Source organism: Pseudoalteromonas sp. S2755 (genome assembly GCF_005886535.1).
Classification (GTDB): Bacteria; Pseudomonadota; Gammaproteobacteria; order Enterobacterales; family Alteromonadaceae; genus Pseudoalteromonas.
In genome coordinates this window covers 16,798-40,067 of sequence record NZ_PNDS01000049.1, presented here as the reverse complement: position 1 = coordinate 40,067, position 23,270 = coordinate 16,798, and the positions used below count along the sequence as shown (strand labels likewise).

At 41.7% G+C, this 23,270-nt stretch carries 20 protein-coding genes; 16 read left to right on the top strand and 4 right to left on the bottom strand.

Annotated features, from left to right (window positions below; genetic code table 11):
* The coding region (locus CWC03_RS23625; protein ID WP_249313995.1) for a hypothetical protein at nt 1-251 on the top strand (251 nt) is incomplete at its 5' end.
* On the opposite strand, the gene CWC03_RS09920 is transcribed toward CWC03_RS23625, so the two are convergent.
* Nucleotides 234-2,141 (bottom strand): M6 family metalloprotease domain-containing protein, encoded by a 1,908-nt coding sequence (locus CWC03_RS09920; RefSeq protein WP_138581785.1) that lies wholly within the window; start codon nt 2,139-2,141, stop codon nt 234-236. The two genes, CWC03_RS23625 and CWC03_RS09920, sit on opposite strands and share 18 nt — an antisense overlap.
* Before the next feature lie 500 nt (nt 2,142-2,641).
* Here CWC03_RS09920 and nudB point away from each other — a divergent pair, with 500 nt between their 5' ends.
* Together nudB and CWC03_RS09905 are read left to right on the top strand one after the other, a co-directional pair.
* Nucleotides 2,642-3,082 carry a dihydroneopterin triphosphate diphosphatase gene (nudB, locus tag CWC03_RS09910; protein ID WP_138581784.1) on the top strand — a complete coding sequence of 147 codons (441 nt, stop codon included), beginning with the start codon at nt 2,642-2,644 and terminating at the stop codon, nt 3,080-3,082.
* A gap of 7 nt (nt 3,083-3,089) precedes the next feature.
* The gene (locus CWC03_RS09905; RefSeq protein WP_138581783.1) at nt 3,090-4,211 is read left to right on the top strand and encodes an alanine racemase; all 1,122 of its coding nucleotides are present in this window, start codon (nt 3,090-3,092) and stop codon (nt 4,209-4,211) included.
* 43 nt (nt 4,212-4,254) lie between these two features.
* On the opposite strand, the gene CWC03_RS09900 is transcribed toward CWC03_RS09905, so the two are convergent.
* Nucleotides 4,255-5,082 (bottom strand): hypothetical protein, encoded by an 828-nt coding sequence (locus CWC03_RS09900; RefSeq protein ID WP_249313994.1) that lies wholly within the window; start codon nt 5,080-5,082, stop codon nt 4,255-4,257.
* A 368-nt stretch (nt 5,083-5,450) separates the two neighbouring features.
* Here CWC03_RS09900 and CWC03_RS09895 point away from each other — a divergent pair, with 368 nt between their 5' ends.
* The 3 genes from CWC03_RS09895 (at nt 5,451) to CWC03_RS09885 (ending at nt 9,714) form a co-directional block, all read left to right on the top strand.
* Nucleotides 5,451-6,401: an SPFH domain-containing protein gene (locus tag CWC03_RS09895; RefSeq protein WP_128725481.1), complete on the top strand. Its 951-nt coding sequence runs from the start codon at nt 5,451-5,453 to the stop codon at nt 6,399-6,401.
* Nucleotides 6,402-6,406: 5 nt separating this feature from the next.
* Nucleotides 6,407-6,859 carry an NfeD family protein gene (locus tag CWC03_RS09890; RefSeq protein WP_128725480.1) on the top strand — a complete coding sequence of 151 codons (453 nt, stop codon included), beginning with the start codon at nt 6,407-6,409 and terminating at the stop codon, nt 6,857-6,859.
* A 431-nt stretch (nt 6,860-7,290) separates the two neighbouring features.
* Complete coding sequence (locus tag CWC03_RS09885) at nt 7,291-9,714, top strand: PAS domain-containing hybrid sensor histidine kinase/response regulator (protein WP_349304210.1); 2,424 nt, start codon at nt 7,291-7,293, stop codon at nt 9,712-9,714.
* 88 nt (nt 9,715-9,802) lie between these two features.
* Here CWC03_RS09885 and CWC03_RS09880 read toward each other — a convergent pair whose 3' ends face one another.
* Both CWC03_RS09880 and CWC03_RS09875 read right to left on the bottom strand, forming a co-directional pair.
* Nucleotides 9,803-12,091: a hybrid sensor histidine kinase/response regulator gene (locus tag CWC03_RS09880; RefSeq protein WP_138581780.1), complete on the bottom strand. Its 2,289-nt coding sequence runs from the start codon at nt 12,089-12,091 to the stop codon at nt 9,803-9,805.
* A 9-nt stretch (nt 12,092-12,100) separates the two neighbouring features.
* Nucleotides 12,101-13,366 (bottom strand): ABC transporter substrate-binding protein, encoded by a 1,266-nt coding sequence (locus CWC03_RS09875; RefSeq protein ID WP_138581779.1) that lies wholly within the window; start codon nt 13,364-13,366, stop codon nt 12,101-12,103.
* Between the two features lie 474 nt (nt 13,367-13,840).
* Here CWC03_RS09875 and CWC03_RS09870 point away from each other — a divergent pair, with 474 nt between their 5' ends.
* From CWC03_RS09870 to CWC03_RS09825, 10 genes are all read left to right on the top strand, one after another.
* Nucleotides 13,841-14,173 (top strand): metalloregulator ArsR/SmtB family transcription factor, encoded by a 333-nt coding sequence (locus tag CWC03_RS09870; RefSeq protein ID WP_138581778.1) that lies wholly within the window; start codon nt 13,841-13,843, stop codon nt 14,171-14,173.
* Nucleotides 14,174-14,342: 169 nt separating this feature from the next.
* Complete coding sequence (arsH, locus tag CWC03_RS09865) at nt 14,343-15,059, top strand: arsenical resistance protein ArsH (protein WP_171040228.1); 717 nt, start codon at nt 14,343-14,345, stop codon at nt 15,057-15,059.
* A gap of 9 nt (nt 15,060-15,068) precedes the next feature.
* Nucleotides 15,069-16,088 (top strand): ACR3 family arsenite efflux transporter, encoded by a 1,020-nt coding sequence (gene arsB, locus CWC03_RS09860; protein WP_138581776.1) that lies wholly within the window; start codon nt 15,069-15,071, stop codon nt 16,086-16,088.
* A 96-nt stretch (nt 16,089-16,184) separates the two neighbouring features.
* A complete protein-coding gene (locus tag CWC03_RS09855; RefSeq protein ID WP_138581775.1) occupies nt 16,185-16,613 on the top strand; it encodes an arsenate reductase family protein in 429 nt (142 codons plus the stop codon).
* Between the two features lie 274 nt (nt 16,614-16,887).
* Entirely contained in the window at nt 16,888-17,574 is a 687-nt protein-coding gene (locus tag CWC03_RS09850; protein WP_138581774.1) for an ABC transporter ATP-binding protein, read from the top strand.
* Nucleotides 17,556-18,506 carry an HlyD family secretion protein gene (locus CWC03_RS09845; protein WP_138581773.1) on the top strand — a complete coding sequence of 317 codons (951 nt, stop codon included), beginning with the start codon at nt 17,556-17,558 and terminating at the stop codon, nt 18,504-18,506. The genes CWC03_RS09850 and CWC03_RS09845 overlap by 19 nt, the downstream gene beginning before the upstream one ends.
* The gene (locus CWC03_RS09840) at nt 18,496-19,650 is read left to right on the top strand and encodes an efflux RND transporter periplasmic adaptor subunit (RefSeq protein WP_138581772.1); all 1,155 of its coding nucleotides are present in this window, start codon (nt 18,496-18,498) and stop codon (nt 19,648-19,650) included. The genes CWC03_RS09845 and CWC03_RS09840 overlap by 11 nt, the downstream gene beginning before the upstream one ends.
* A complete protein-coding gene (locus CWC03_RS09835) occupies nt 19,647-20,837 on the top strand; it encodes an efflux RND transporter periplasmic adaptor subunit (RefSeq protein WP_138581771.1) in 1,191 nt (396 codons plus the stop codon). The genes CWC03_RS09840 and CWC03_RS09835 overlap by 4 nt, the downstream gene beginning before the upstream one ends.
* On the top strand, nt 20,837-22,072 hold the full coding sequence (locus CWC03_RS09830) for an ABC transporter permease (protein WP_138581770.1): 1,236 nt from the start codon (nt 20,837-20,839) through the stop codon (nt 22,070-22,072). The genes CWC03_RS09835 and CWC03_RS09830 overlap by 1 nt, the downstream gene beginning before the upstream one ends.
* Before the next feature lie 306 nt (nt 22,073-22,378).
* Nucleotides 22,379-22,915 carry a hypothetical protein gene (locus CWC03_RS09825; protein ID WP_138581769.1) on the top strand — a complete coding sequence of 179 codons (537 nt, stop codon included), beginning with the start codon at nt 22,379-22,381 and terminating at the stop codon, nt 22,913-22,915.
* Nucleotides 22,916-23,270 lie beyond the last annotated feature (355 nt).

Genomic DNA, 23,270 nt, shown 5'->3' with positions numbered 1-23,270 from the left:
GACTTTGTGCTCCTGCAAAGTCACCTTACCCCACATCCTTGTGGGGCAACACAGAAGAAATGCTAATCAAGCGCTGCCCTTTGGGTTCATCTGAGTGCGCTTTGTTCATTGTTGCTCAACTTTTGCCTAGATTACTAGGCGGCAAGTCGAGTGTCGCGACCAAAACACTCTCAGGAGAACAAAAATCAAACAGCAAAGATCAACAGGCCCTAATTAATCTACACCCCGAGCTACTACTTTTGCACCGTTAAACGGTAATCACCAGCACCGCTGTATGAGTAAACCAAGATGCGGTAATAACCCGAATTTGCCATATAGTTAATTGACTCTTGTGAGGTTGGCGTCTCCGAAATGGCAACTTGCTGCCATGCACCACCTCGCCAAGCTTCGAGTTTTAAATCAAAGTCTGCATTTGAGGGTCCCTCTAAAGTCAGTGCGATTGTGCCACCGCCGTACTGAAACCAACTGCCGTAAGGTTGTATGGCTTGTTGCTTGTCTGCTAAGTATCCAGTGTAAACATCTCCCGCTGGTGGTGGGGTTGTACTACCGCTTACGGTAAATTGGATCTCTGCAGCGGGGTCAGAAATATTGCTAATGGACAAGCCAGAGTCGCTTCCATTCCACCATAACGCATTTGTCCCTTTGCTATTCAACGCATTTGGCAGCGTTGCACTAAACTCTCCTGCTACATCAAATAAATCACTATTATCCCCACGATTTCGGCCATTTTCGGGATCTCGCTTGGCATCACCATGCTCCATTTGGATATACGGATGCCATTCATTCGAGTTATTACCCGCAGTGTCAACGTGCCAAATAGCCAAACCTGAATCGAGTTGCTCTGAGTTCTGTCCCGATTGATGGATCGCCTCAATGTAAAAGGCTTCATTCGCGTTACTTGGATTGGTCCATTTATACGAGCTATTAGCGCCTGAAATATGGCTGAGTCTTCCCGTTGGGGCATTGGCATTTATGGCAGGATTAAGTTCAGTTACTGTATCCCAACCGGCTATGGCTCTGAAATGTGCAACAGGTGGTGTCGGCTTGAACCGATTGGAAGCGCCAATCGCGCCGAACCCCATAACGCCAAAACTTGCAACTGAGCCCTCTGAGCTGCCGTCATAATCATAAAGATCGGGCCAATTTGTAATTAAGTGACCAGACTCATGTACAAAGGTACCAATTGCAAGGCTATTTCCCATATCTGTGATTTGATAACGATCGGTACACACGCCATCAGCACAAAAACGTGGACTGAGTCTTGCCATATGTGGCCATAAACCTTTAGACCAAGCACTATCAGAGTTGCCAGCATAAAAAATATTTAACCCACGGATCTGCCCACTACTATTTGTAGTCAGCGAGCTAAAATCGAATCCCTGCTGAAATTCAAGCCAATTTAGCGCTTCTTTTATAAGTTCTTGCGAGCGTACCGTTGAGCTTAATGTGCTATCCGCATAATACGCTTTGTTTTTCTTGGCGGTGTAATAAGCCGTTACCGTATTGGTATAATCAAGCTTGCCGCCAGAGACCGAAGAAAAATACCCTCTTACTGACTGCGCGTTACCAAATTCATTGTAATTTTGGTCATTTAAAAAACGCTCAACTTGCGCTTTTGTGATTGTGCCGCGCTCATCAGGGAAATCAATGATGATGGTTAACCCTTTTACTTGACCGCTGATCTCAGCATTCAACACCGTTGTATTATCACTACGCTCAAACTGATGCGTATGTACCAAGTCGACAGGTGCTTGGTTTTGACCCAACATTAGCTGCTGCGCCGCTTTTACCTTTTTTGCAATAGCAGCAGAGGATAATCCTTGCTGCATAGCATCTACTGAGTGACGTTGCATGCCTTGCTTGCTGCGTTTGGTCACAAGCTTACCAGTTGATATAAGTTGCTCCCCATCGGCTGATACCTCTGCATAAGCCATGCCTTTAAGTGAGGCATCATACACCACAAGCTCGCCGTCAGGTGTACGCTGCTGAGCAAAGTACGTATTACCATTAAGAATAAGTGTTATTACCTCACCACTTGGTTGGGTAAATTGATACTGTTCATTTTTATAAGGTATAGCCGCGTTTACTGCGACACTGGTTACCAATAATGATGTTGCGATAATCGCTGATGTAAATTTCATTTTTCCTTTCCTAGCTTACATGTTGTACAATTCATTAACATACAGATCAGATACAAAATTGCAACAACTACTGAACCATTTAAGGTACAAAAATCACCAACTAGATAAATAACAAATAGTTACAGTGGTTGCTATTCAATCATTTTAGAAGCATTTATATTTCAAAGTGAGCAAAAAAAGTCCGTTTAAACTATTTTTTTCAATTTTTAGTTTACAAGTACTAAACATTACATTAGCATTAGTCTCGTTCCTTTGGGGCTGCACCTTTTTACCTGCGTATCTAGGCGTGCCTAAAGTCACAATTGAACTCCCGAGAAGTAGAGCTTGCCGACTAGGATGTTGGCATTATTGGGATTTCCTTGGCACAGCTTGTTGCTATTGGAGTTTTTATGCAGGCCAGATGGCCTGCTTTTTTTTGTCCAAAATTCGCTTTTGACCAATTGCCGAGTGCAACTCAACTGGATAAACTCAAAGCACATGTTCCTGATTTGATGTAAACCATGCCGGCACCACGTAAACCCATTTCAGTATTAGTCGTAATATACAACGAGCATAATGAGTTTTTGCTATTACAAAGGGCGGATGACAAAGACTTTTGGCAATCAGTCACTGGGGGAGTAGATCCCGGTGAAACTCCAATCGCTACCGCGTATAGAGAGTTAAAAGAAGAGACCGGCATAGACGCCAAAGCGCTAGGGCTCACTATCCAGTCGCATAATAAAACGAATCAATACACGATAAGGCCACAGTGGCTTCATCGCTATGAGCCGGGTGTTACCATTAACACCGAGCATGTTTTTAGTGTCCAAGTACCATCAGGGATCAATGTGGTACTTGCTGAAGATGAACATACAGATTTTATTTGGCTTAACAAAAAAGACGCTTGTGAACGAGTCTGGTCCCCAAGCAATCGACAGGAAATAGAACGCATAGGAGTATGATTGAGCTATGTTTACATCATTAGGATCTTTACAAACCCCATGTTTAGTTGTTGATAAAATTACCTTTTTACATAACCTTTCGCGCATGGAAAAGCATCTAGATGCTTTTAATGTAACCCTTCGCCCACATTTGAAAACGGTAAAATCCATTGCAGCCGCAAGCTATATTTTGGCCGACAAACAAGCGGGATGTACGGTCTCTACCCTAAAAGAAGCAGAAACATTTGCAGCGGAAGGTTACACCAACATCACCTATGCGGTGGGGATCACAGAGGATAAGTTACAACGTGTTTTAGCCCTAATCAACCGAGGTGTCAATCTAACCATACTGCTAGACAGTATGGAACAAGCCATGTTTGTCTCCCAGTTTTGCTCGGAAAATGAATGCACGATTCCATGCTTGATAGAAATAGACTGCGACGGACATCGCGCAGGACTTAGCCCTAAAAACAAAGAAATCGTAACCATCGCAACCATACTGGAAAGCAGTGGTTTATATCGGGGTTTACTAACGCATGCTGGCGGCTCATACGCGTGTAGCACGGCCGAGCAGCTAATACAGTTTGCTGAGAAAGAGCGCTCAGCAGTTGTGGCTGCCGCGTCCATGCTGGAAGAGGCTGGGATCACCACAACAGTGCTGAGTATTGGCTCTACCCCAACAGCACTGTCAACGCAAAACCTAGATGGGATCACTGAAGTGCGAGCTGGGGTCTATACATTCTTTGACCTTGTTATGGCTGGTATCGGCATATGTGACATCGAAGATATTGCACTAAGCGTGCTAACGCGTGTCACGGGTATCAAGCGTAGTAAAAATAAGCTCTTTATAGATGCCGGCTGGATGGCGCTTTCAAGAGACAGAGGTACCGCGAGTCAAGCGTTTGATTGTGGCTATGGCCTCGTTTGTGACCAAGCGGGTAACTTACTGCCGGGGCTCAAAGTAACCTCAGCAAATCAAGAGCATGGCGTTATTGAATGTGAACCCGGCTTCACCTTACCAGACATGAAACATGGTGACCTACTACGTATTTTACCGAATCATGCATGCGCAACAGCCGCTCAGCACTCGGGCTATCATGTGTTAAGTCATGATGACATCGAATTTTGGCCAAGATTTGGGGGATGGTAGGTTCGTATTATCACCGCCACGGATCAGAGATATTTATAGCAATTCAGTCTAAGCCTAATTGAACTATGTAGCGCGCTATAACGTCTTGAATAAATCGGTGTTCCTGAGCTGGCAAATAGTTAACATGGGCCTGTAGAAACGCTTTGGTATCATAATTGCTGAGAAGTATCTGATTTATTCTCTCTAACAGTTGCCTACTTACTTGTGTCTTATTACACATCACATGCCCTAAAATAAACCGAGGTGAGTCCGCTATCAAATAGGACTCATATTTATCTTGGTTGCTCTTGGCATATCGCATCACTTCAACCGGATAACTCAGCAAAAAATCCACGCGTTTCAACTCAAACATCCTATGTACGGTCTCATAATGATTACTACCACCTCGTACCGCTTTATTTGTACTATCCAATTGTGCTAATTGCTTATCTAAAAAAGGTCCATATGATAAGTCGTCAGCAATTACTATCAGCTTGTTCCTGTATACATTAAACAAATGCATAAGTGAGACAACACTTCCCTCTTTATTAAGTACTTCCTTAGATAATGGTGGTGAATCAGCATGTTTATATAAACGTCTACTGATATAAAAGTTTACTGGTAAGCTGAACAGAAAGTTTCTTTCACGATAGTTGGTTTTTACTTTGTTAAGAGTGCAAATAGCAGTTTTATCTTGCTTCAGCATTGAGCGTAACGTCCGCTTATAACTTGCGCCGAGAAACTCAATGTTTGAGAGGTCTAATTGTTCAAATAATATTTTGTTGGTTGCGCCCGCAATATTTTCAGGTTTAGCGTTTTGCATCAAAATAGCGAGATCTTCTTCATCATCCAAAAATATCTGAATCGTTGTTGCATCAACATTCGTATTCACAGCGACACAAAAAACAACAAATAGATGCCTCAGAAAAATCATAAACATTATTCAATCACTCGGTAGACAAACGTATTCCTTGGTCTAAAGCCTCCTTAACTAAATTTAGTTGAGTTGGTTACAAATGTAAAACCTATATGCCTTGTGCCAAACTTCAAAAAGCGTCGGCCACTTCTCAGTTTATTAATGAGCTATTTAGAAAGTGAGCAGAAACTGTACCGATATATAGTTGATACTTGCAATCATTCAGGCATGATTAGCAACGACATACCTTAGAAGGAATTTATTTATAGTAATTAAGAAATGGTTCATCTATATTGGGAACATGCATTTGATGCGAACAATTCTTATGTAGTAGGAGAGCTAACATGGATCCAGTCACACTTATTTTTGATTACCTTTTTACCATTCAAGCGTTTCTATTGATTTTCGTGATAGTGGTACTAAAGGGGAGTATCAAATTTGTCCCGCAGAACCGTGCGTGGATTATTGAACGTTTCGGTAAATATCAATCCACTAAAGAAGCCGGTCTTAACTTTATTCTGCCATTTATCGACCGCGTAGCGGCCGATAGGAGCTTAAAAGAGCAAGCGGTTGATGTCCCATCTCAGTCAGCTATAACCAAAGACAATATCTCATTGATTGTTGACGGTGTACTTTATTTTAGAGTTTTAGATCCGTATAAAGCGACTTACGGTGTTGACGATTATATCTTCGCGGTAACCCAGCTCGCGCAAACCACCATGCGTAGCGAACTGGGTAAAATGGAGTTGGATAAAACCTTTGAAGAGCGAGATTTACTTAATACCAACATCGTCGCCGCCATCAACTCAGCTTCTGATCCTTGGGGCATCCAAGTACTGCGCTACGAGATTAAAGATATTGTGCCACCAAACTCTGTAATGGAAGCAATGGAAGCACAAATGAAAGCTGAGCGTGTGAAACGAGCTCAAATACTAGAGTCAGAGGGTGACCGTCAAGCCGCAATCAATGTCGCGGAAGGTAAGAAGCAAGCGCAGGTGCTTGCAGCTGAAGCCGAAAAGGCAGAGCAGATCCTAAGAGCTGAAGGTGAAGCAAAAGCGATTATTGCCGTTGCAGACGCACAAGCCGAAGCCCTTCGTAAAGTTGGTGAAGCCGCAAATACCGAAGAAGGTCAAAAAGCCATCCAGCTTGACTTAGCAACAAAAGCCATAGCAGCAAAAGAAGCAATAGCCAAAGAATCTTCTGTGGTATTGCTACCAGACAATGGTACAGACGCAAGTTCGCTTGTGGCACAAGGCATGTCTATTATTAATACGTTAAATAAAAAGCAAGGGTAACGCCTATGGCCTTTTTACTTGAGCATTTAGCACAAACCTTAGTAGTACTAGGAATTGCTTGCCTAATTGTTGAGGTTGCTGTGCTTGGTTTTGCCACCTTTGTACTGTTCTTTTTAGGTCTGTCTCTGGTGATAAGTGGCGGCTTAATGTATGCAGGTATGCTTGACCAAACTTGGCTGACTGCACTTTGGTTTAATGCGTTAGTCACGACATTACTGGCTGTGTTTTTATGGAAACCACTAAGACGTATGCAAGATGTCACAGACGACAAAGAAGTAACCAGTGATTTTGCTGAGCTTACCTTTACGCTGGAAAAAGACTTGAATGCAGAAAGTCGTATTTTTCATACCTATTCTGGTATTGCGTGGCAACTAAAAAGTAAACAACCTATTACTGCAGGAACGCAAGTCAAAGTGGTTAAAAAAGAGGTTGGAGCGTTTTGGGTAGAGCCAAATTAGGCTTGTCTATGAATTAAGGATTAAGCTAATACCTGTAAGTCTTAATTCTTGCTCAATTTAAAGGAGCAAGTCTGACGCTAACTGCATTAAATTTCTATTTAGAACAGCTAAATAGCAAATTATTTCCTTGCCTACATGGATGTAAGCAAATTCACTTCCAACAGCTGACTATTGGAGGTGAATTCAATGCTGTTAGCGCTAGAACTGGCTGCTAGTAAGGCATCAATCATTCACAGGTCAGGTTAGTTAAGCCCTGGTACTGATATCGCTTTCTATCTAAAATCTTCTGTGGTTTTTTGCAGCTCGGTCATTGAATCGCATAGTGATTTTCAGAAATTTATTTCGCTCTTCTATTACGTGAATATCCATTCCCGTCCTATACTGAAACCCATAGGTAAATATGAATATCACGCTTGAAGCCGCATACTAGGATGGACATGGTAAGTAAAACTGAGATCGAATTAGAGAAAGAAATTCAAAGTCTGAAATCTCAATTAGCTGAAGCATCTTTTGAACGTGACAAGTATAAAAAGCTGTTCGAGGCGTCAGGCGACGCGCTATCCATTTTAGACATAAATACGGGTAAGTTTACTGAATGTAATCAAGCAGCCGTTCGACTACACGGCATTGAAAGTAAAAGTAAATTTCTAACACTAACTCCTGCCGACATTTCCCCCGAATATCAACCATGCGGCCGAGCTTCAGAGGAGCTAGCTATGGAGCACGTAAGCAAATCTCTGACTGAAGGTCCTCAGCTTTTTCCGTGGAGCCACTCCAACACTCAAGGCGAAACGTTCCCTTGTCTAATATCATTGACGGCAGTGCAAATCCAAGGAAAGCAGCTCGTCGTAGCAATAGGTAGGGACATATCGGAACTACACAGCGCGAAAGAGCAACTGAAAAAAGCAAATACTAATATAAAGCGTTACAAAGCTGCGTATCAGAAAGAGAAAATGAAGTTTGAGCGCTTTGTCAACGCAGCTCCAATTGGTATCGCTGTTAATTCGTTGAAAGATGGGGCTTTCCACTATGTAAATGATGAGTTCAGTAAAATGACTGGGTATTCAGTAGACGAACTAAACAATATTGATTACTGGAAGATAACACCTCCTAAATACCAAGAAGAAGAACAAAAACAACTTATTAACCTTAAGTCGCAAGGAAGGTACGGACCATATAAAAAGGAATATATCCATAAAAGCGGCCATACCTTTCACGTCCTCCTATCTGGTATTAAAGTCACCGACGATAATAACGAAGATTTCATTTGGTCAGTCATTCAAGATATATCTCGTCAAAAAGAAACCGAGGAGCAACTTAAAAATGCGAGAAACCAAGCAGATTCTTTAGCGCTCAGAATGCAGCTAGCGAATAACTCCGCCCAAATCGGCGTTTGGGAGTGGGACTTAGTTACAAGTGAGCTCATCTGGGACGAGCTGATGTTTAAGCTCTATGGCATATCAGAATCACAATTTACCCAAGTCTATGATGCTTGGGCGAGTGCCGTACACCCTGATGATATAGAGTTTGCAAGTGCACAGCTGCAAGCTGCAATTGATGGTACCGGCGTTTATGAACCAGAGTTCAGAGTTGTACACCCAAACGGTGAAGTGAGAACAATTAAAGCCAGTGCAGAGGTTATTCGAAGCAATGGCAAAGCAATAAAAGTTGTTGGGGTAAATTATGATGTTACCGAAAAAATTGAAGCAATAAGAATATCTGAAACGGCTAGACTAGCAGCAGAACATTCCTCTAAAGCAAAAAGTGACTTCCTAGCCAATATGAGTCATGAAATTCGTACACCAATGAATGCTATTTTGGGAGGGTTACAATTGCTAGAAAACGCTAATTTAGAGCCCGATTTAGGGAAAGTTTTAGCTAACGCCGTATTTTCTGCCAAGAGTTTGCTTACAATCATCAACGATATCTTGGATTATTCAAAAATTGAATCCAATAAAATTGAGTTAGAAAGTACCGAAATTTCAATTTTAGATATTTTGGACTCTGTTAAATATGACCTAGATGCATTAGTCAGTAACAAAGGTATAGACTTTGTCATATCAGCAGATGATAGCTTCGAAGACGGATGGATTGGTGATTTAGTGCGCGTAAAGCAGATAATACTAAATTTAGCATCTAACGCTGTTAAATTCACCAACAAAGGGGAAGTTAAAATAATTGCCAGCTGCCAATCATATAACAATGAAAAAGCGATTTATTTAAGTGTTCAAGACTCTGGTATCGGAATGGATGAGGATGCGCAAAAACGTATTTTTGAGCGTTTTTCACAAGCTGACACATCAACTACTAGGGAATACGGTGGTACGGGACTGGGAATGTCAATTACTGTAAGTCTTATTAAGTTGATGAATGGAAAAATAAACTTATTTAGCGAAGCTGGTAAAGGAACTACAGTTAATATTATCCTACCGTTAGACAAGATAAAAACGCAATCTAAACCTGTACGCACAAAATCATTTACACCACCTAATCTAAAACACACTCGTATTTTGATTGCCGAAGACAATAAGATTAATCAAATTCTTATCAAAACAATGCTTAAAGAGACAAATGCAACAGCTGTCGTTGTCGACAATGGTCGGCTTGCAATCGAAGCTCTAAAAGAGCAGGCATTTGATTTAGTATTAATGGATATACACATGCCTTTTATGGATGGAGTAGACGCGATAAAAGCTATCAGAAATGAGGGAAATCCGATCCCTGTTATCGCTCTCACTGCGAACGTTATGGTTGAAGATGTTAAGCACTACTTAGAAATAGGCTTTGATGCGCATATAGCAAAACCAATTGAGCTGCCTATCTTGTATGGCGCTTTAGCAAGCTTTGTAAAATAGATAATTTCGAGAAATAACAAGTATCTATTTCAATATGGATGAGCACTTTTGTACTATTTGACACTGAGTTCGAACACCCTCAATAAATTTAAGCAGAGCCTGATTGACTTGGGGAATGCGTCACTCCGGGCTTTTCTATCGCTCTAGATATTGCTTCTACAAACGCTTGGTAATCAATAGGCTTTGATATAAAAGCGTTCATTCCGACTTCAAAGCATCGTTTTTTGTCCTGCTCAAGTACATTTGCAGTTAATGCTATTATCGGAATATCTGGGTAGTTTCTTAACTTACGGATATGTTGCGCTGCTGTAGGACCATCCATTTTTGGCATTTGCATGTCCATTAAGATCAACGCAAAGTCCCGCTCTTCACAAAGCTGTACAGCCTCAAGCCCATTTTCAGCAAGAGTAATATTCACCAGTCCTAAATCCTTTAACATTGACTTAGTAACAATTTGATTGACCTTGTTGTCTTCGACTAAAAGCACTTCAATGTTTTCAGTAACAGCACGGCTAAGTTTTTGACATTTAGGCGCCTCTTTTTTATCGACTCCCTTTGACACTGGAAGTGTAATTGTGAAGCTAAACGTTGAACCCTCACCCACACGACTTTCCACTTCTAGTTTAGAGTCCATTAAATCTAGTAGCTTATTTGAAATGGTTAGGCCTAACCCTGTACCGCCAAACCGACGAGTTATTGATGTATCGGCTTGGGAAAACGCTTCAAATAGTTTTTCGATTCTGTCTCGTGGAATACCTATACCTGTATCGCTTACACTAAACTTCAATGTTGCGTTGCTTGCACCTTGCTTTTGAAGATCCACTCGCAACTTCACTGTACCCTGCTCAGTAAACTTTATCGCATTACTGAGTAAATTGAGCAACACCTGTTTAAGCCGGATTACATCCCCATCAAAAACACGTAAATTGGCAGGCACCGTATTCATGATTGTTAGCTCTGCCGAAGACGACTTATTCAGCGTTTTTCCTGTCTGCTCAAGTTCATATAAAAGTTTCTCTATCTCAAATGGTTGCGATTCAAGCTCAATTTTTCCAGCCTCAATTTTACTTAAATCAAGAATATCATTTAAGATAACCAATAGACTCTTTCCCGAAGAGTCCACCAGTTCAAGCATGTCCATTTGATTTTTGTTAAGACCCGTGTTTCTTAGCTGCCTTACCATGCCTAAGATACCATTCATTGGTGTGCGGATCTCATGGCTCATATTCGCTAAGAAATCAGATTTTATTTTCGACGTGTGTTCCGCGACCCGCTTCGCTTCGATAAGCGCTTCACTTAACAATTTAAACTGATTTGCAGCATTAGCTAACGTACCAATTTCATCTTTTCGATCAAGGTCCTTTATCTCATCCGATAAGTCACCTTCAATACAATGTTGAAAATTCTTAGTAAGGCGCTTTATTGAACGGATAATATGAAAGTGAAAGAATAAAACAAAAAAGACTAAAAAGAGTATCCCCACAGCCATTGCTGATTTTACTATTCTGTCGAATTCTAAGATCTTCGCCTCTGCAGTGTTTCGTATATTATCCAGCTTAGTTAAGGAGTCGGCTCTTAACTTATCTACCAAATTTGAGAACTCCACTGCATCACCAGCCATAACGACGTTGACTAAAGCTAAATAGTTTCTATTTGCTTGAATACTGCTGTTAAATACATCGCGGAATCGATGGGCTAACGCCTGTAATTTAGTCACATTTTCATCACCCAACTCTTGACTTATCAGTAGCCTGCGCTCTATCTCTGCCAAACCGTCAAACACTGATTTTTTCTTCTTGTAATCTTTTTGAGTTAGGTACAGATTTGCATCTCGATAAAGTGTCATCCATAAATCCAATATCTGATATATCGTGATCTTCTTTTGACTAATGTCATCATCAGCTAGCTGTGGTCTTAAATAAGTTTCAGCTTCTGTAAACACCTCTGGTAACTGAGTTTCAAGCAGATGCTTTCTTTCTTGATAACGCTGCATAAGCACACTTAAGTTACTACCATACCTATTTACAATTTCCAGCAGAAAATCTATAAGCCGCTTTTCTTCTTCACTTTGTACCTTTGCCTGTATTTCCGTGAGCTTTATCGTAATTTGCGCATGGTTGCTCATGACCTTTTCATAGATAGCGGGACTGCCAGAACTGCTGAACACTGAGATATCACGCTGCAATTCAACGATCTCTTTGTTGATCTTAAGTACTGATACTGAGTTTTTAGATACATTCAACGTGCTAGTTAACGTATTATCAACAACCTCTACGCGCGAGCTCAGAAATAGATGGACAGCAGTAAGACTTGCAGCGAAAGCAAGCAAAACCAGTAGAATTTTGCTTGAAAGCGATCTTATTGAAAATATTGGCATGCCTCAGCCTTATGCGTTTAGTAATTCATACCAGCGATCTAAACTATAATCATAATTTTCCATAACGGTATTCCATACAGCTATGTTAGAAAAGCGTTTAATATAGCTTCCACCGTCGCGTAATTCTCCTGTATTTACAACGACTTTTCCATCCGTACCTTTTAAAGTTGTCGCCGCGGGCTTACCATCATACCAATAATCCCATTCGGCCTCAGACATTAGTGGTCTGCTACGCTCTGGGTTTGAAATATAATATCCTTGTCGAGCAATAAATGCGCCTGGGTATCCTGAAAGCCACCAATTCATATAGTCGTATGCTGCATCTTTAACATGACCACGAGCCTGAGATGACAGACACATAACACCGTGCCATGCCCTATAGCCCTCTTTTGGTGAGGCATATGTGATCGGTAACCCTTGCCCTCTGCAGGCACTTACCCCAGGTGAAAACATACTTTGAATGTGAACTCTCTTCTCCAACATAAATTGCACCGATTGTGGAACCGAAGTCCAAAATCCTGAGAAGTGTCCTTTGCGCTTCTTCATTAATAAAATTGTGAAAAGCTTGTCTATTTCGTCAATAGTCATATTTCCAATATCTTTGAAAGAAGCCAAGCCTTTAGCTTGCGCGGCGAGCGCCAAATCAAAGATCCCTATTGTAGGTGCATTCACTATTGCTGTTTTTCCCGCATTAGATTCATCCAATAGCCAACCCCAAGACTCACTTTCATAAGGACTCCCCTGCGTTATGAAATCAGTGTTGTAACCAAAGGAATCAACATTGTGTACGTACGGAAGAAAGCTTATTTTTTTCGTTACGTCGCTTGCAAGCGTCCCATCGTCTTGAACATACAGTAGCTTATTGGGCGCATCACCTGCCCCCTCCTTAGCAGAGGGGATAAGCTTCCCCGTCTTTGTAAGTGGGTTTATTTCATGCCAGTGAGTAAGCCTTTCAATGTCTATAGGCTGAACTGCTTTTGCTTGCCAAAGTATGTTTATAGAATCTGACCACTGTTCGTAAAGGTCAAATGCAGCAGGATTTGCAGCTGCTTTTTGCAGAACTGCAGCACTGCCCATTGGATAGAATTGAACATCGATTCCCAACTCTTTCATCGCACGCTGACGCAGAGGTTCTTGTAGCGTAACATGTGTCCCCATTACACGCAGAGTTGTCCTGTTTCTTGCGAACACATAAGGAGCTTTAATGAGCGCAGCAGATAACGCCAGCCCTATACCCGCTTTGCTTAAAAACTCTCTTCTTCCATTTTTGTTCATAATAGTTAAACAGTTTATATAACTTGTTAGTAAATATAGTTTATGATCACAGTAACCGTGGGCAATATCGTAACTTTGTTAAAATATCACTCATTCCTGACTACATTGTGCTTAGCTACGGGTGCCTCAACACTAGGCGTGTAAAGCAGAAGCAGAGCTTGCTGGCTATTCAGTCGCTATCATCAAAAGTCCCCAAATGACGTAAAAAGTGCTATGTGCTTTGTCATCGAAAATAGCAAAAAGAATCAACAAACCAAGTGCTGAGATGCCCACAACAGCCTTTACTAGCAGGTTAATAGTTGCACTGACACACTTTAATTGTTAATTCGTTGCTTTTTCGATGAAAAGATAATGCATAAAAAGTAATGAGTTGCACTCCTTCCGACCTCAACCTCAGCTAAAAAATAAAACACATTGACATATGAAAAAACACATATATTATATTTCACATATATGATTTAAGAGATATGAAATATGAATCCGTTACAGCTTTTCAAATGCCTGTCCGATGACACCCGACTGAAATCAGTTCTAATTATCAATCAACTTGAAGAAGCATGTGTTTGCGACCTTATGGCAGGGCTTGAGTTAGATCAGCCCAAAGTCTCACGTCACCTCGCAGAGTTGCGAAAATGTAATATTTTACGGGATGAACGCCGAGGAAAATGGGTTTACTACCGGCTTCATGAAGATCTCCCCCTGTGGGCAAAAGAGGTTATTAATCAAACCGTTGCACACAACCATAGTTATTTTGCTGAGGCATTAGCAAAACTAAATGCATCAAAAGCTCAAGCATCGTCTTGTTAATAACAAACAAAGACTATGAAAGTTACTTCTTTCAGCAGCTATGGTGTTAACGAATAACCAGACAAGCTTAGTTTGGTGGGGAGGATTAGCAAATGGCTTACGATGACGTATATGCATCTCTCCTGCTCTACTTTGAGCTGAATAAACGAGATTAGGAGCACAATACATTATGTTTCAGGACAACACACTACCGAACATTGATAAATCACAGTTTGATATTCCAGCATTAGACAAGTGCCTTAGCACCCAAAAGAAACATGCTCCCCGCATACTTTTGCTATACGGTTCACTGCGAGAGCGCTCGTTTAGCCGCTTGGTTATTGAAGAGAGTGCTCGCCTGCTTACACACATGGGAGCCGAGGTAAAAATCTTTGATCCTGAAGGTCTACCACAAACTGACACAGGTGATGAGAATCATCCCAAGGTTCAAGAGCTTAGAGAGCTCATGATGTGGTCAGAAGGACAAGTATGGTGTTCACCAGAACGGCATGGCTCAATCACAAGTGTTTTTAAAAGTCAGCTTGACTGGATCCCTCTGAGTATAGGTGCCGTACGCCCAACCCAGGGGAAAACCTTAGCTGTTATGCAGGTATGCGGTGGCTCTCAGTCATTTAACGTGGTGAATCAGTTAAGGGTTCTTGGTCGTTGGATGCGCATGGTCACCATTCCTAACCAATCCAGCGTGGCAAAAGCCTTTCTTGAGTTTGATGAAAATGATCGGATGAAGCCATCTTCTTATTACAACCGAATTGTCGATGTAATGGAGGAGTTGATGAAGTTCACGTTATTACTTCGCGATAATAAGGACTACTTCGTCAATCGCTATTCAGAACGCGTTGAATCCGCAGAGCAATTAAGTCAGCGCGTTAACCAAGGTGATATCTAAGGAGGTAACATGGGCTTATTCGAACGCTATTTGTCAGTGTGGGTGGGTATTGCCATTGTGGTAGGTATCTTATTTGGAAGTATTGTACCGGATGCATTTGCTATTATAGCTGGTATTGAATATGCGCACGTCAACTTAGTTATTGCGGTACTTATTTGGTTAATGATTTACCCCATGATGGTGCAAATTGACTTTTCTTCACTGAAAGATGTAGGTAAAAAACCCAAAGGCCTCGCCCTCACACTGATCATTAATTGGCTAATAAAACCATTTACCATGGCATTTCTTGGTTGGCTATTCTTTAAGGGGATATTTGCTGATTGGGTAGACCCACAAACGGCAACAGAATATATCGCAGGCATGATACTGCTGGGTGTTGCACCATGCACAGCGATGGTGTTTGTCTGGAGTCAACTCACTAAAGGCGACGCAAACTACACGCTAGTGCAAGTATCGGTCAATGATATTATTATGATATTTGCTTTTGCGCCTATCGCAGGCTTTTTACTAGGCGTGACTGATATTACAGTCCCTTGGACAACACTATTTCTGTCTGTCGTCCTCTACGTGCTAATTCCTCTGGTGATTGGTGCAATCACTCGAAAGAAGCTCGACGAAGCAAATGACCACTCTCGCTTAAATCAATTTTTAGCAACCATGAAACCTTGGTCAATCGTTGGCTTATTGGCAACTGTTGTGTTGTTGTTCGGATTTCAATCAAAGACTATTTTGGACAAACCACAAGCAATTATACTCATCGCCATTCCTTTACTTATTCAAACCTACGGTATATTTGCTATTGCTTATTTTATGGCAAAAAAAATGAAGCTGCCACATAGCATAGCTGCACCTGCTTGCATGATAGGCACATCTAATTTTTTTGAGTTAGCAGTAGCCGTTGCAATTTCGGTTTTTGGGCTAAATTCAGGTGCAGCATTAGCCACAGTTGTTGGAGTTTTAGTCGAAGTTCCCGTCATGCTTTCACTGGTGTGGCTTGCAAACCATACGCGACATTGGTTCACAGAGTAAACGCTCAATGATACCAATTTACACATCCCTATTTGCTGCAAGCAGAGTCTAAATTGGGTGGTAATTAACTTTAATTTTTATGAAAAAGGTTGAGTTATGATAGTCATTCACCACAACCCAGACTGTGGTACTTCAAGAAACGTATTAAAGATTATTCGAGATGCTGGGTATACGCCAATTATCGTTGAATACTTAAAGGAAGGATGGACACGTCATCAGCTTTTAGGACTTTTCGCTGCGGCCGATATTTCACCGCGTGAAGCCCTAAGAGTAACAAAATCTCCAGCCCGCAAGCTTGGGCTGCTTGAGGCTGGAGTATCGGATGAAGCCCTAATAACAGCCATGCTTAAGTATCCGGTACTAGTAAATCGGCCAATCGTCTGCTCACCTAAAGGCGTGAAGTTATGTCGACCAAGCGAATCGGTGTTAGCGTTACTCGATAAATGGCCTATGGGTCCGTATTTTAAGGAAGATGGCGAGCAAGTTTTGGACGAATATGGCGCGCTAAAAACAAAGGCGTTATAGGCTCCTGTCAGCACAAGCTAGGGTGTTAACAACACTAAGTGTAGTGGTAATTATCGAAGAGCTGCTTCGTATATGAACTTGGCAGCCAATTTTTCTTGGCACTGTTAATAATGTACAGTATCCAAAAACAACTTTTTACCTTAAATCCCTTTTCGTCTTGTACCTTCTCGGTTTACTCTTTCTCTAACAATCACTACACTCAAATTCAGGTACACGGTTAAACACCTCTAAACCATGAGTAGAAAACAATAAAAACAAGGGATTACAATTAATAATGATCAGGGTAGAAAACTTAAGCCGCGTTTACGGAAGCGGAGAAACCCAAGTGCACGCACTAAAATCCGTTTCTCTAGAAGTAATGGAGGGTGAATTTGTTGCAGTGATGGGATCATCTGGCTCTGGAAAGTCTACATTAATGAATATCCTTGGTTGCTTAGACTCTCCAACCTCTGGTGCTTACTATCTTGCAAACCAAGAAATTCAAGCGGTGGAAGATGAAGCATTGTCACAAATTAGAAATCAAAAAATTGGCTTTATCTTTCAAACATTCCACTTACTTACTCGCCTGACCGCACTAGAAAATGTCATCTTACCGCTAAGGTACACTGAGACTTCCCCATCAGAGGCAAAAAGTCGCGGGCTTGCCATGCTAAAAAAGGTAGGCCTTGATAGCAGAGCACATCACAAACCCTTCGAAATGTCTGGAGGACAACGCCAACGAGTTGCTATTGCTCGGGCCCTTATCAATGAGCCGAAAGTTATTTTTGCCGATGAACCAACCGGTAACTTAGATAGTAAAACCTCGCATGAAATCATGGAATTACTATGTCAGCTACACCAGCAAGGCCACACTATTGTAATGGTAACGCATGAAGACGACATTGCGGCATATGCCGAGCGTATCATCAGAATGAAAGATGGCGAGAAAGTGGAGGATAGCCAATGCGCAGCTATATCATAAGCATCGCCCTGCTCACCTCTTTGCAGGCTTTTGCCAAACCAGTTATCGTCTCAGGTGTTATTAAAGCAGGTGAAACTCAGGTCTTTCACGCACCGATGAGTGACTCTTGGAAGATTCAAATTCAGTGGATGCTGCCCGAAGGTGAAGTTGCTAATGAGGGGGATATTGTCGTCGTCTATGATTCCGGCTCTATCGCGACCTCAATCGACCAAGATAAAGTAGCACTTGATGCTGCAAAAGATGAGTACAAACGAATTGAGCAAGACGGTGCCCAAAAGATACTCGAAGCTCAGTTCCAGTTGAAAAAAACCACTTTGCTCGTTGAAAGAGCCAAAATTGATGCAAACGTGCCAAAAGCCAATATCAGCACCTACGACTACGAGCAACATCAGCTGACATTAGAAAAGGCAATTATCGAGAACCACAAAGCCGAAGTAAGTTTAAGCAAGGCCGAAACTGAAGCAAAAGCAAATACTCAGAAACAACAACTGGAAATAAAGCGGTTAGAAGCAAGCCTCACACACAACCAAGAGCAGCTCGAAAAAATGAGTCTAACGGCCAGTAATAGCGGCCCTATTCTGTATGCGGATCACCCTTGGAATGGCAACAAGTTATTTGCTGGCGCAACAGTCCAACCGGGTTGGAAAGTAGCAGAAATCCCTTCTACAGCGGGTCTGTATCTAGAAGCATGGATCCATGAAGTAGATGCTATTGGTATTAAAGAGGGTCAAATCGCCGATTTAAAATTTGACGCCTTTCGCTCCTCATCAACGCCTAGTACCCTCACTGAGCTATCAACACAGCCTGAAAAGCGCCAAGATTGGGGCCAAGGTATGTATTACCGAGCTAAATTCACATTTAACACCGATTTGCCACTACTACCAGGCATGAGCGGAAGCATCACTTTGCCAGGAGAGAAAAATGAAAGTTAAGTTGCTGGCAGTCATCATTCCACTCTATTTACTTGGCTGTAGCCAAGCCCCACGCGATGTACATATCGTAAAGGCGCAGCCAATCACTATCACAGTAGAAGCGAATGGTGAATTGGAATCAAAAAGTCGCGCTTTGATAGCCCCTCCTTCAATCAAGCGTATGTGGCAGTACAAGATTAAACAGTTAATGCCTGAAAACACCTCGGTTCAGAAAGGCCAAATCGTCGTATCGTTTGACGATCAAACCGTAAGAGATCGCTTGATGGAGTACAATTCGAAGCTAAGCCAAGCGAAAAAAGAGCTAGAAAATAAACAAGCTCAAGTCGAGAAGCAGGAAGAAGAATACAAACTCGCACTCGCTGAAGCAAAAATGAACTTCGATAAGGCAAAACGACGCGCAGAAATAGTAGATAACTCACGCTCAGACAACGATCGTAAAAAGGCGAAAATCGACTTCACCATTGCAAGCAATGATTTAGAGCTTGCCCACAGTAAACTCGCTTTTCATCTAAACAACAAAGAGCTGAGTATCCAAATGGCAAGAAGTAAGGTTGCACGAATGGATGCTGAAGTGAAAGAGTTAAAACGTGATATAGCGCGCTTGCAAGTAAAAGCGCCAATGGATGGGTTAGTTGCATTTCGAGCAAACTGGGAAGGTGAAAAGCCCAGTGTTGGTGAATCCATGCAATTTGGTCAACCAGTTGTTGAGCTATCGGTTATTGAGCAAATGCAGGTAAAAGCACAAATTAAAGAAGCCGATTTTGGACGGATTACATTGGGGCAAAAGGTCAAAGTCACCATAGACAGCGCCGACGGTTATGTTATCGGCGGAACACTCGTTGAAATAGGAAAAGCTTTTAGAGAAAAGTCGCATCAAGATAAAAGCCGCATTGTTGATGCCATTATTGAGCTCGACAAAATCGATACTGAAAAGCTGCGGCCAGGCTTGAGTGCTCGTGTAGAGATAGTAACAGCACAACTCGATAACGCCTTGACCGTGCCATTAAACGCATTAAGACAAAGTGCGGATAAAGTGTTTATAGACACAGATAGCGGAGAAAAAGAAGTCACCGTCTCTTATACCACACCGACGCTTGCCATCGTTACTTCTGGCATTAGTCAAGGAACGGAGGTAAAGCTATGAGAAAAACATTACTCGCAATCATTGTCCCACTATGGTTACTTGGCTGCCAAGAAGCACCTGAGCAGCCAGCGCAACTCCTATATACCGTAGAGCCGAAGCCATTTTCGATCACAGTGGAGGCAGAAGGCGAATTGGAAGCCGCAAGTGAAACCATCATATCCGCCCCAACCTCGGCAAGAGGGGCTCAGACGCTCGCATGGATCATGCCTGAGTATACTCAGGTGAAAAAAGGGGATGTAATAGCACGCTTCGATGGCAGTCAATTAGAAAGACGAAAACGCTTTAGTGAATTCGACAAAGGCAAAGTCGCACAAGATATCACAGTCACCGATAGTGATTTAACCACGAGAAAGTCCCATTTGGATAGCGACAAGGTTATCGTCAGTGAGGAGAAACACTTTGCCGAGACCTTTTCAGTTGACGATGAACGGATCCGCTCAAAGCTCGACATTTTAGATCAAATGCAAAATGTTGAATATCTCAATGCAAAAGAAGCTTATTTTGGCTGGCAGACAGAGCAGTTTTCATCTTCTGCCCTTGGAGAAATGGAATTGTTAAAGCTGCAGTCAAAACAGCACGAAAGCAAAATTGCGATGTACAACGCAAACTTAGACGCGCTTGAAGTCATCGCGCCACATGATGGCTTACTTACCCTCAGTGCCGATTGGCGTGGCGAAAAACCCAAATCAGGCCAAGCACTATGGCCTGGGCAAAAAATCGGGGGGTTACCAGATATTTCATCCCTACAAGCTAAGCTTTTCGTTCATGAAAAAGAAGCGCTTGGCCTTGCGATTGGTCAAAAGGTTGAGTTTACCCTGCTCTCCAATAGCGCTGAGCGCTTTGATGGTAAAGTTACCAACGTATCGCCTTACCCACAATCTATTCGCCGCGGAGATCCACAAAAATACTATGAGATCATTGCCAGCCTTGATGAGACTCCAGCCCACTTCAAACCAGGCAATAAAGTGCTTGCTACGGTATTTGTCCAAGAAAATAAACAAGCGTTACTCGTACCTAAACATAGCGTGATCAATGATAACAACGCATTTTTTGTTCAAGTTAAAGACGGTAGCCAGTTTAAACGCGTAAAAGTGGAATTAGGTCAAAGCAACCTAAGCCATACTGAAGTACTGGCAGGCTTATCTCCCAAACAACAAATTGCACTCGTCGCGAATAAGGAACTGTAATGAAATATTTGGATTTATTTACCGACGCCATTGTACAATTAAAGCAGCATAAGCTCAGAACTTTATTGACCTTGCTCGGGATGATTTTCGGTGTGGGGGCTGTTATTGCTATGTTGAACATCGGTGAAGGTGCTGAACGAGAAGCGCTTAAAATGATCGATTCTATGGGGATCAATAATGTTATTGTCAGTGCCAAGGACATTGAAGATAATGACCTAAAGGAACAACGAAAACACTCGCAAGGTCTTAATTTATTAGACGGCCAAGTGATTGTTGACGCCCTGCCCTTTGTTAGTGATTTTTCAGCTGAACGGCTAGTAGATACCTACCAGATATTTAGCGAATTCGGCAGTTTTGAAGGGGAAGCCGCGGGCGTAACAGCAAACTATTTTAGCCTTGCGCATTATGAACTCGCGGCGGGTCGCCTGCTAAATACTGAAGATAGTAAGGAATATAGGCAGGTTGCGTTACTTGGTGCAAATACCGCAAAAACTCTATTTCCCCTCGGGAGCGCTGTTGGTCAACAGGTAAAAATTAACCATTTATGGTTTGAGGTTGTTGGCATTTTGCAGGCACCACACCTGAACAAGAAGGAGTTCCAAGGCGTTGCTCTAGGAGGTGAACAAAGCCGTATTTTTGTTCCGCTAACGACCGCCATCCATCGCTTTAATAAAGGACTACTTGAGCCAGAGGTTACCGAACTAAAACTTGCCATCGACAAATCTCAAAGCCCCATTTTGGCATCTCAAGCTATCACTAACATATTAACCAATCGCCATAGCGATATTGATGACTATAGGCTGACCATTCCCGCCGCTTTGCTTGCTCAGCAAAAACAAACTCAGGCTATTTTTAATATGGTGATGTCTTGCGTTGCGGGTATATCACTCCTTGTTGGTGGTATTGGTATTATGAATATCATGCTCGCAACCGTACTTGAACGAACCAAAGAAATTGGCTTATTACGGGCAATAGGCGCCACTCGGAAAAATATTCAAGTCCAGTTTATTACAGAGAGCTTTACCATTTCGATATTAGGCGGACTACTCGGTGTGGTGTTTGGTATTTTACTATCAGAGATAATTGCATTTTACTCAAATTGGGCGGTGTCTTGGTCTCTAAGTGCTATTTTCCTTTCTTTTAGTATTTGTGCCTTAGTCGGTTTAACATTTGGGGTATATCCGGCCATTAAAGCTTCAAAGCTAGACCCAATCGAAGCACTGCAAAGTGACTAACCAATAAAAAAGGCACTAACGCCTTATTTGTATTTCAAGTCTAATGTACTTTTTCGCGTGCTGTTCAATGACCAAAGTCATTAAATAGCATGCTTTTTGTTGGACTTTTTTTCGCCACAAGGTAAACTTTTATGCGATTTAAATCAAAAATAACTGGAAGCATTGTATGAGCAAAAAAATGCTCGTATTGCTTTGTGTTAGTTTTACAGCTTAGTAAGCCTTCACATATGTTACTTACTAAGCGTTGAAGAAAGCAGCTAACATTAAGTAAAAATGCTGATGCGAATGGAACTTCAAGGACAAACAATGAAAAAAGTATCACTTATCGCACTTTCACTTATCTCTCTTACCGCATGTAAAAGCAATGATATCAATCGTGTAGTTAACGATGGTGTTGACGGTGCCATCAACGGTATTTTTGGCAGCTCAGGTACAGTGGTGTCGGCTACGGGTAGTGGCTCTAGCAATGATTACTCAATCAATAAAGAAAAAGTATGGCCTCATCAAGCAACGAAAACGGCTCGAGATTATGGCTCATTGGCATTTGTAAAAACGGCAAAAAACCCCGACGGTAAAACCAGGCTTAAATTTAACGAATGCAAACACCCTCGGATCGGTAAAATCAAGTGCGAAGGCTATTTATACGAAGTTTCACCCGAGGGCTGGTTAGTAAAAGGTGATTCAATTCACTTTGGTACACATTACTACACGGATATCGTTATTCCAGCCGGACAATACTATATAAAAATTGAAGGTGAAGATGTGGGTAAAGATGTTTACGCGACAGGAACTATTGAGATATCGCCCTTTGTTACTAACTACATTAATGTAACCGTTCAATAAAGATCACAAAAAGTACCTAGTACTTGTAAAACAGCTAGGTACTTTTTACCAGACCAATTTCCTCATCAATCAAGCAACCCAAAACAACGCTTCTTATTCATTTTATCTCATCAATATTGTGCAAAAGATCCTAATAAAGGAACAAACAGTAAATCTGCCAGCATTAAAATTTACCTTACATTACAAAATGATGACTACCTCTCCTAGCGTATTAGCTGTTCTTAGTTTTTTATAAGCTCTAAAAAAATTTAGATTTATTCAACAATAATAATTAGTTAGATAAAAATAACAAAAAATAAAACCTCCTCCTAAATTCCCAACGAAAACATAAAGTTATTATTTTGTTTATTTTTTG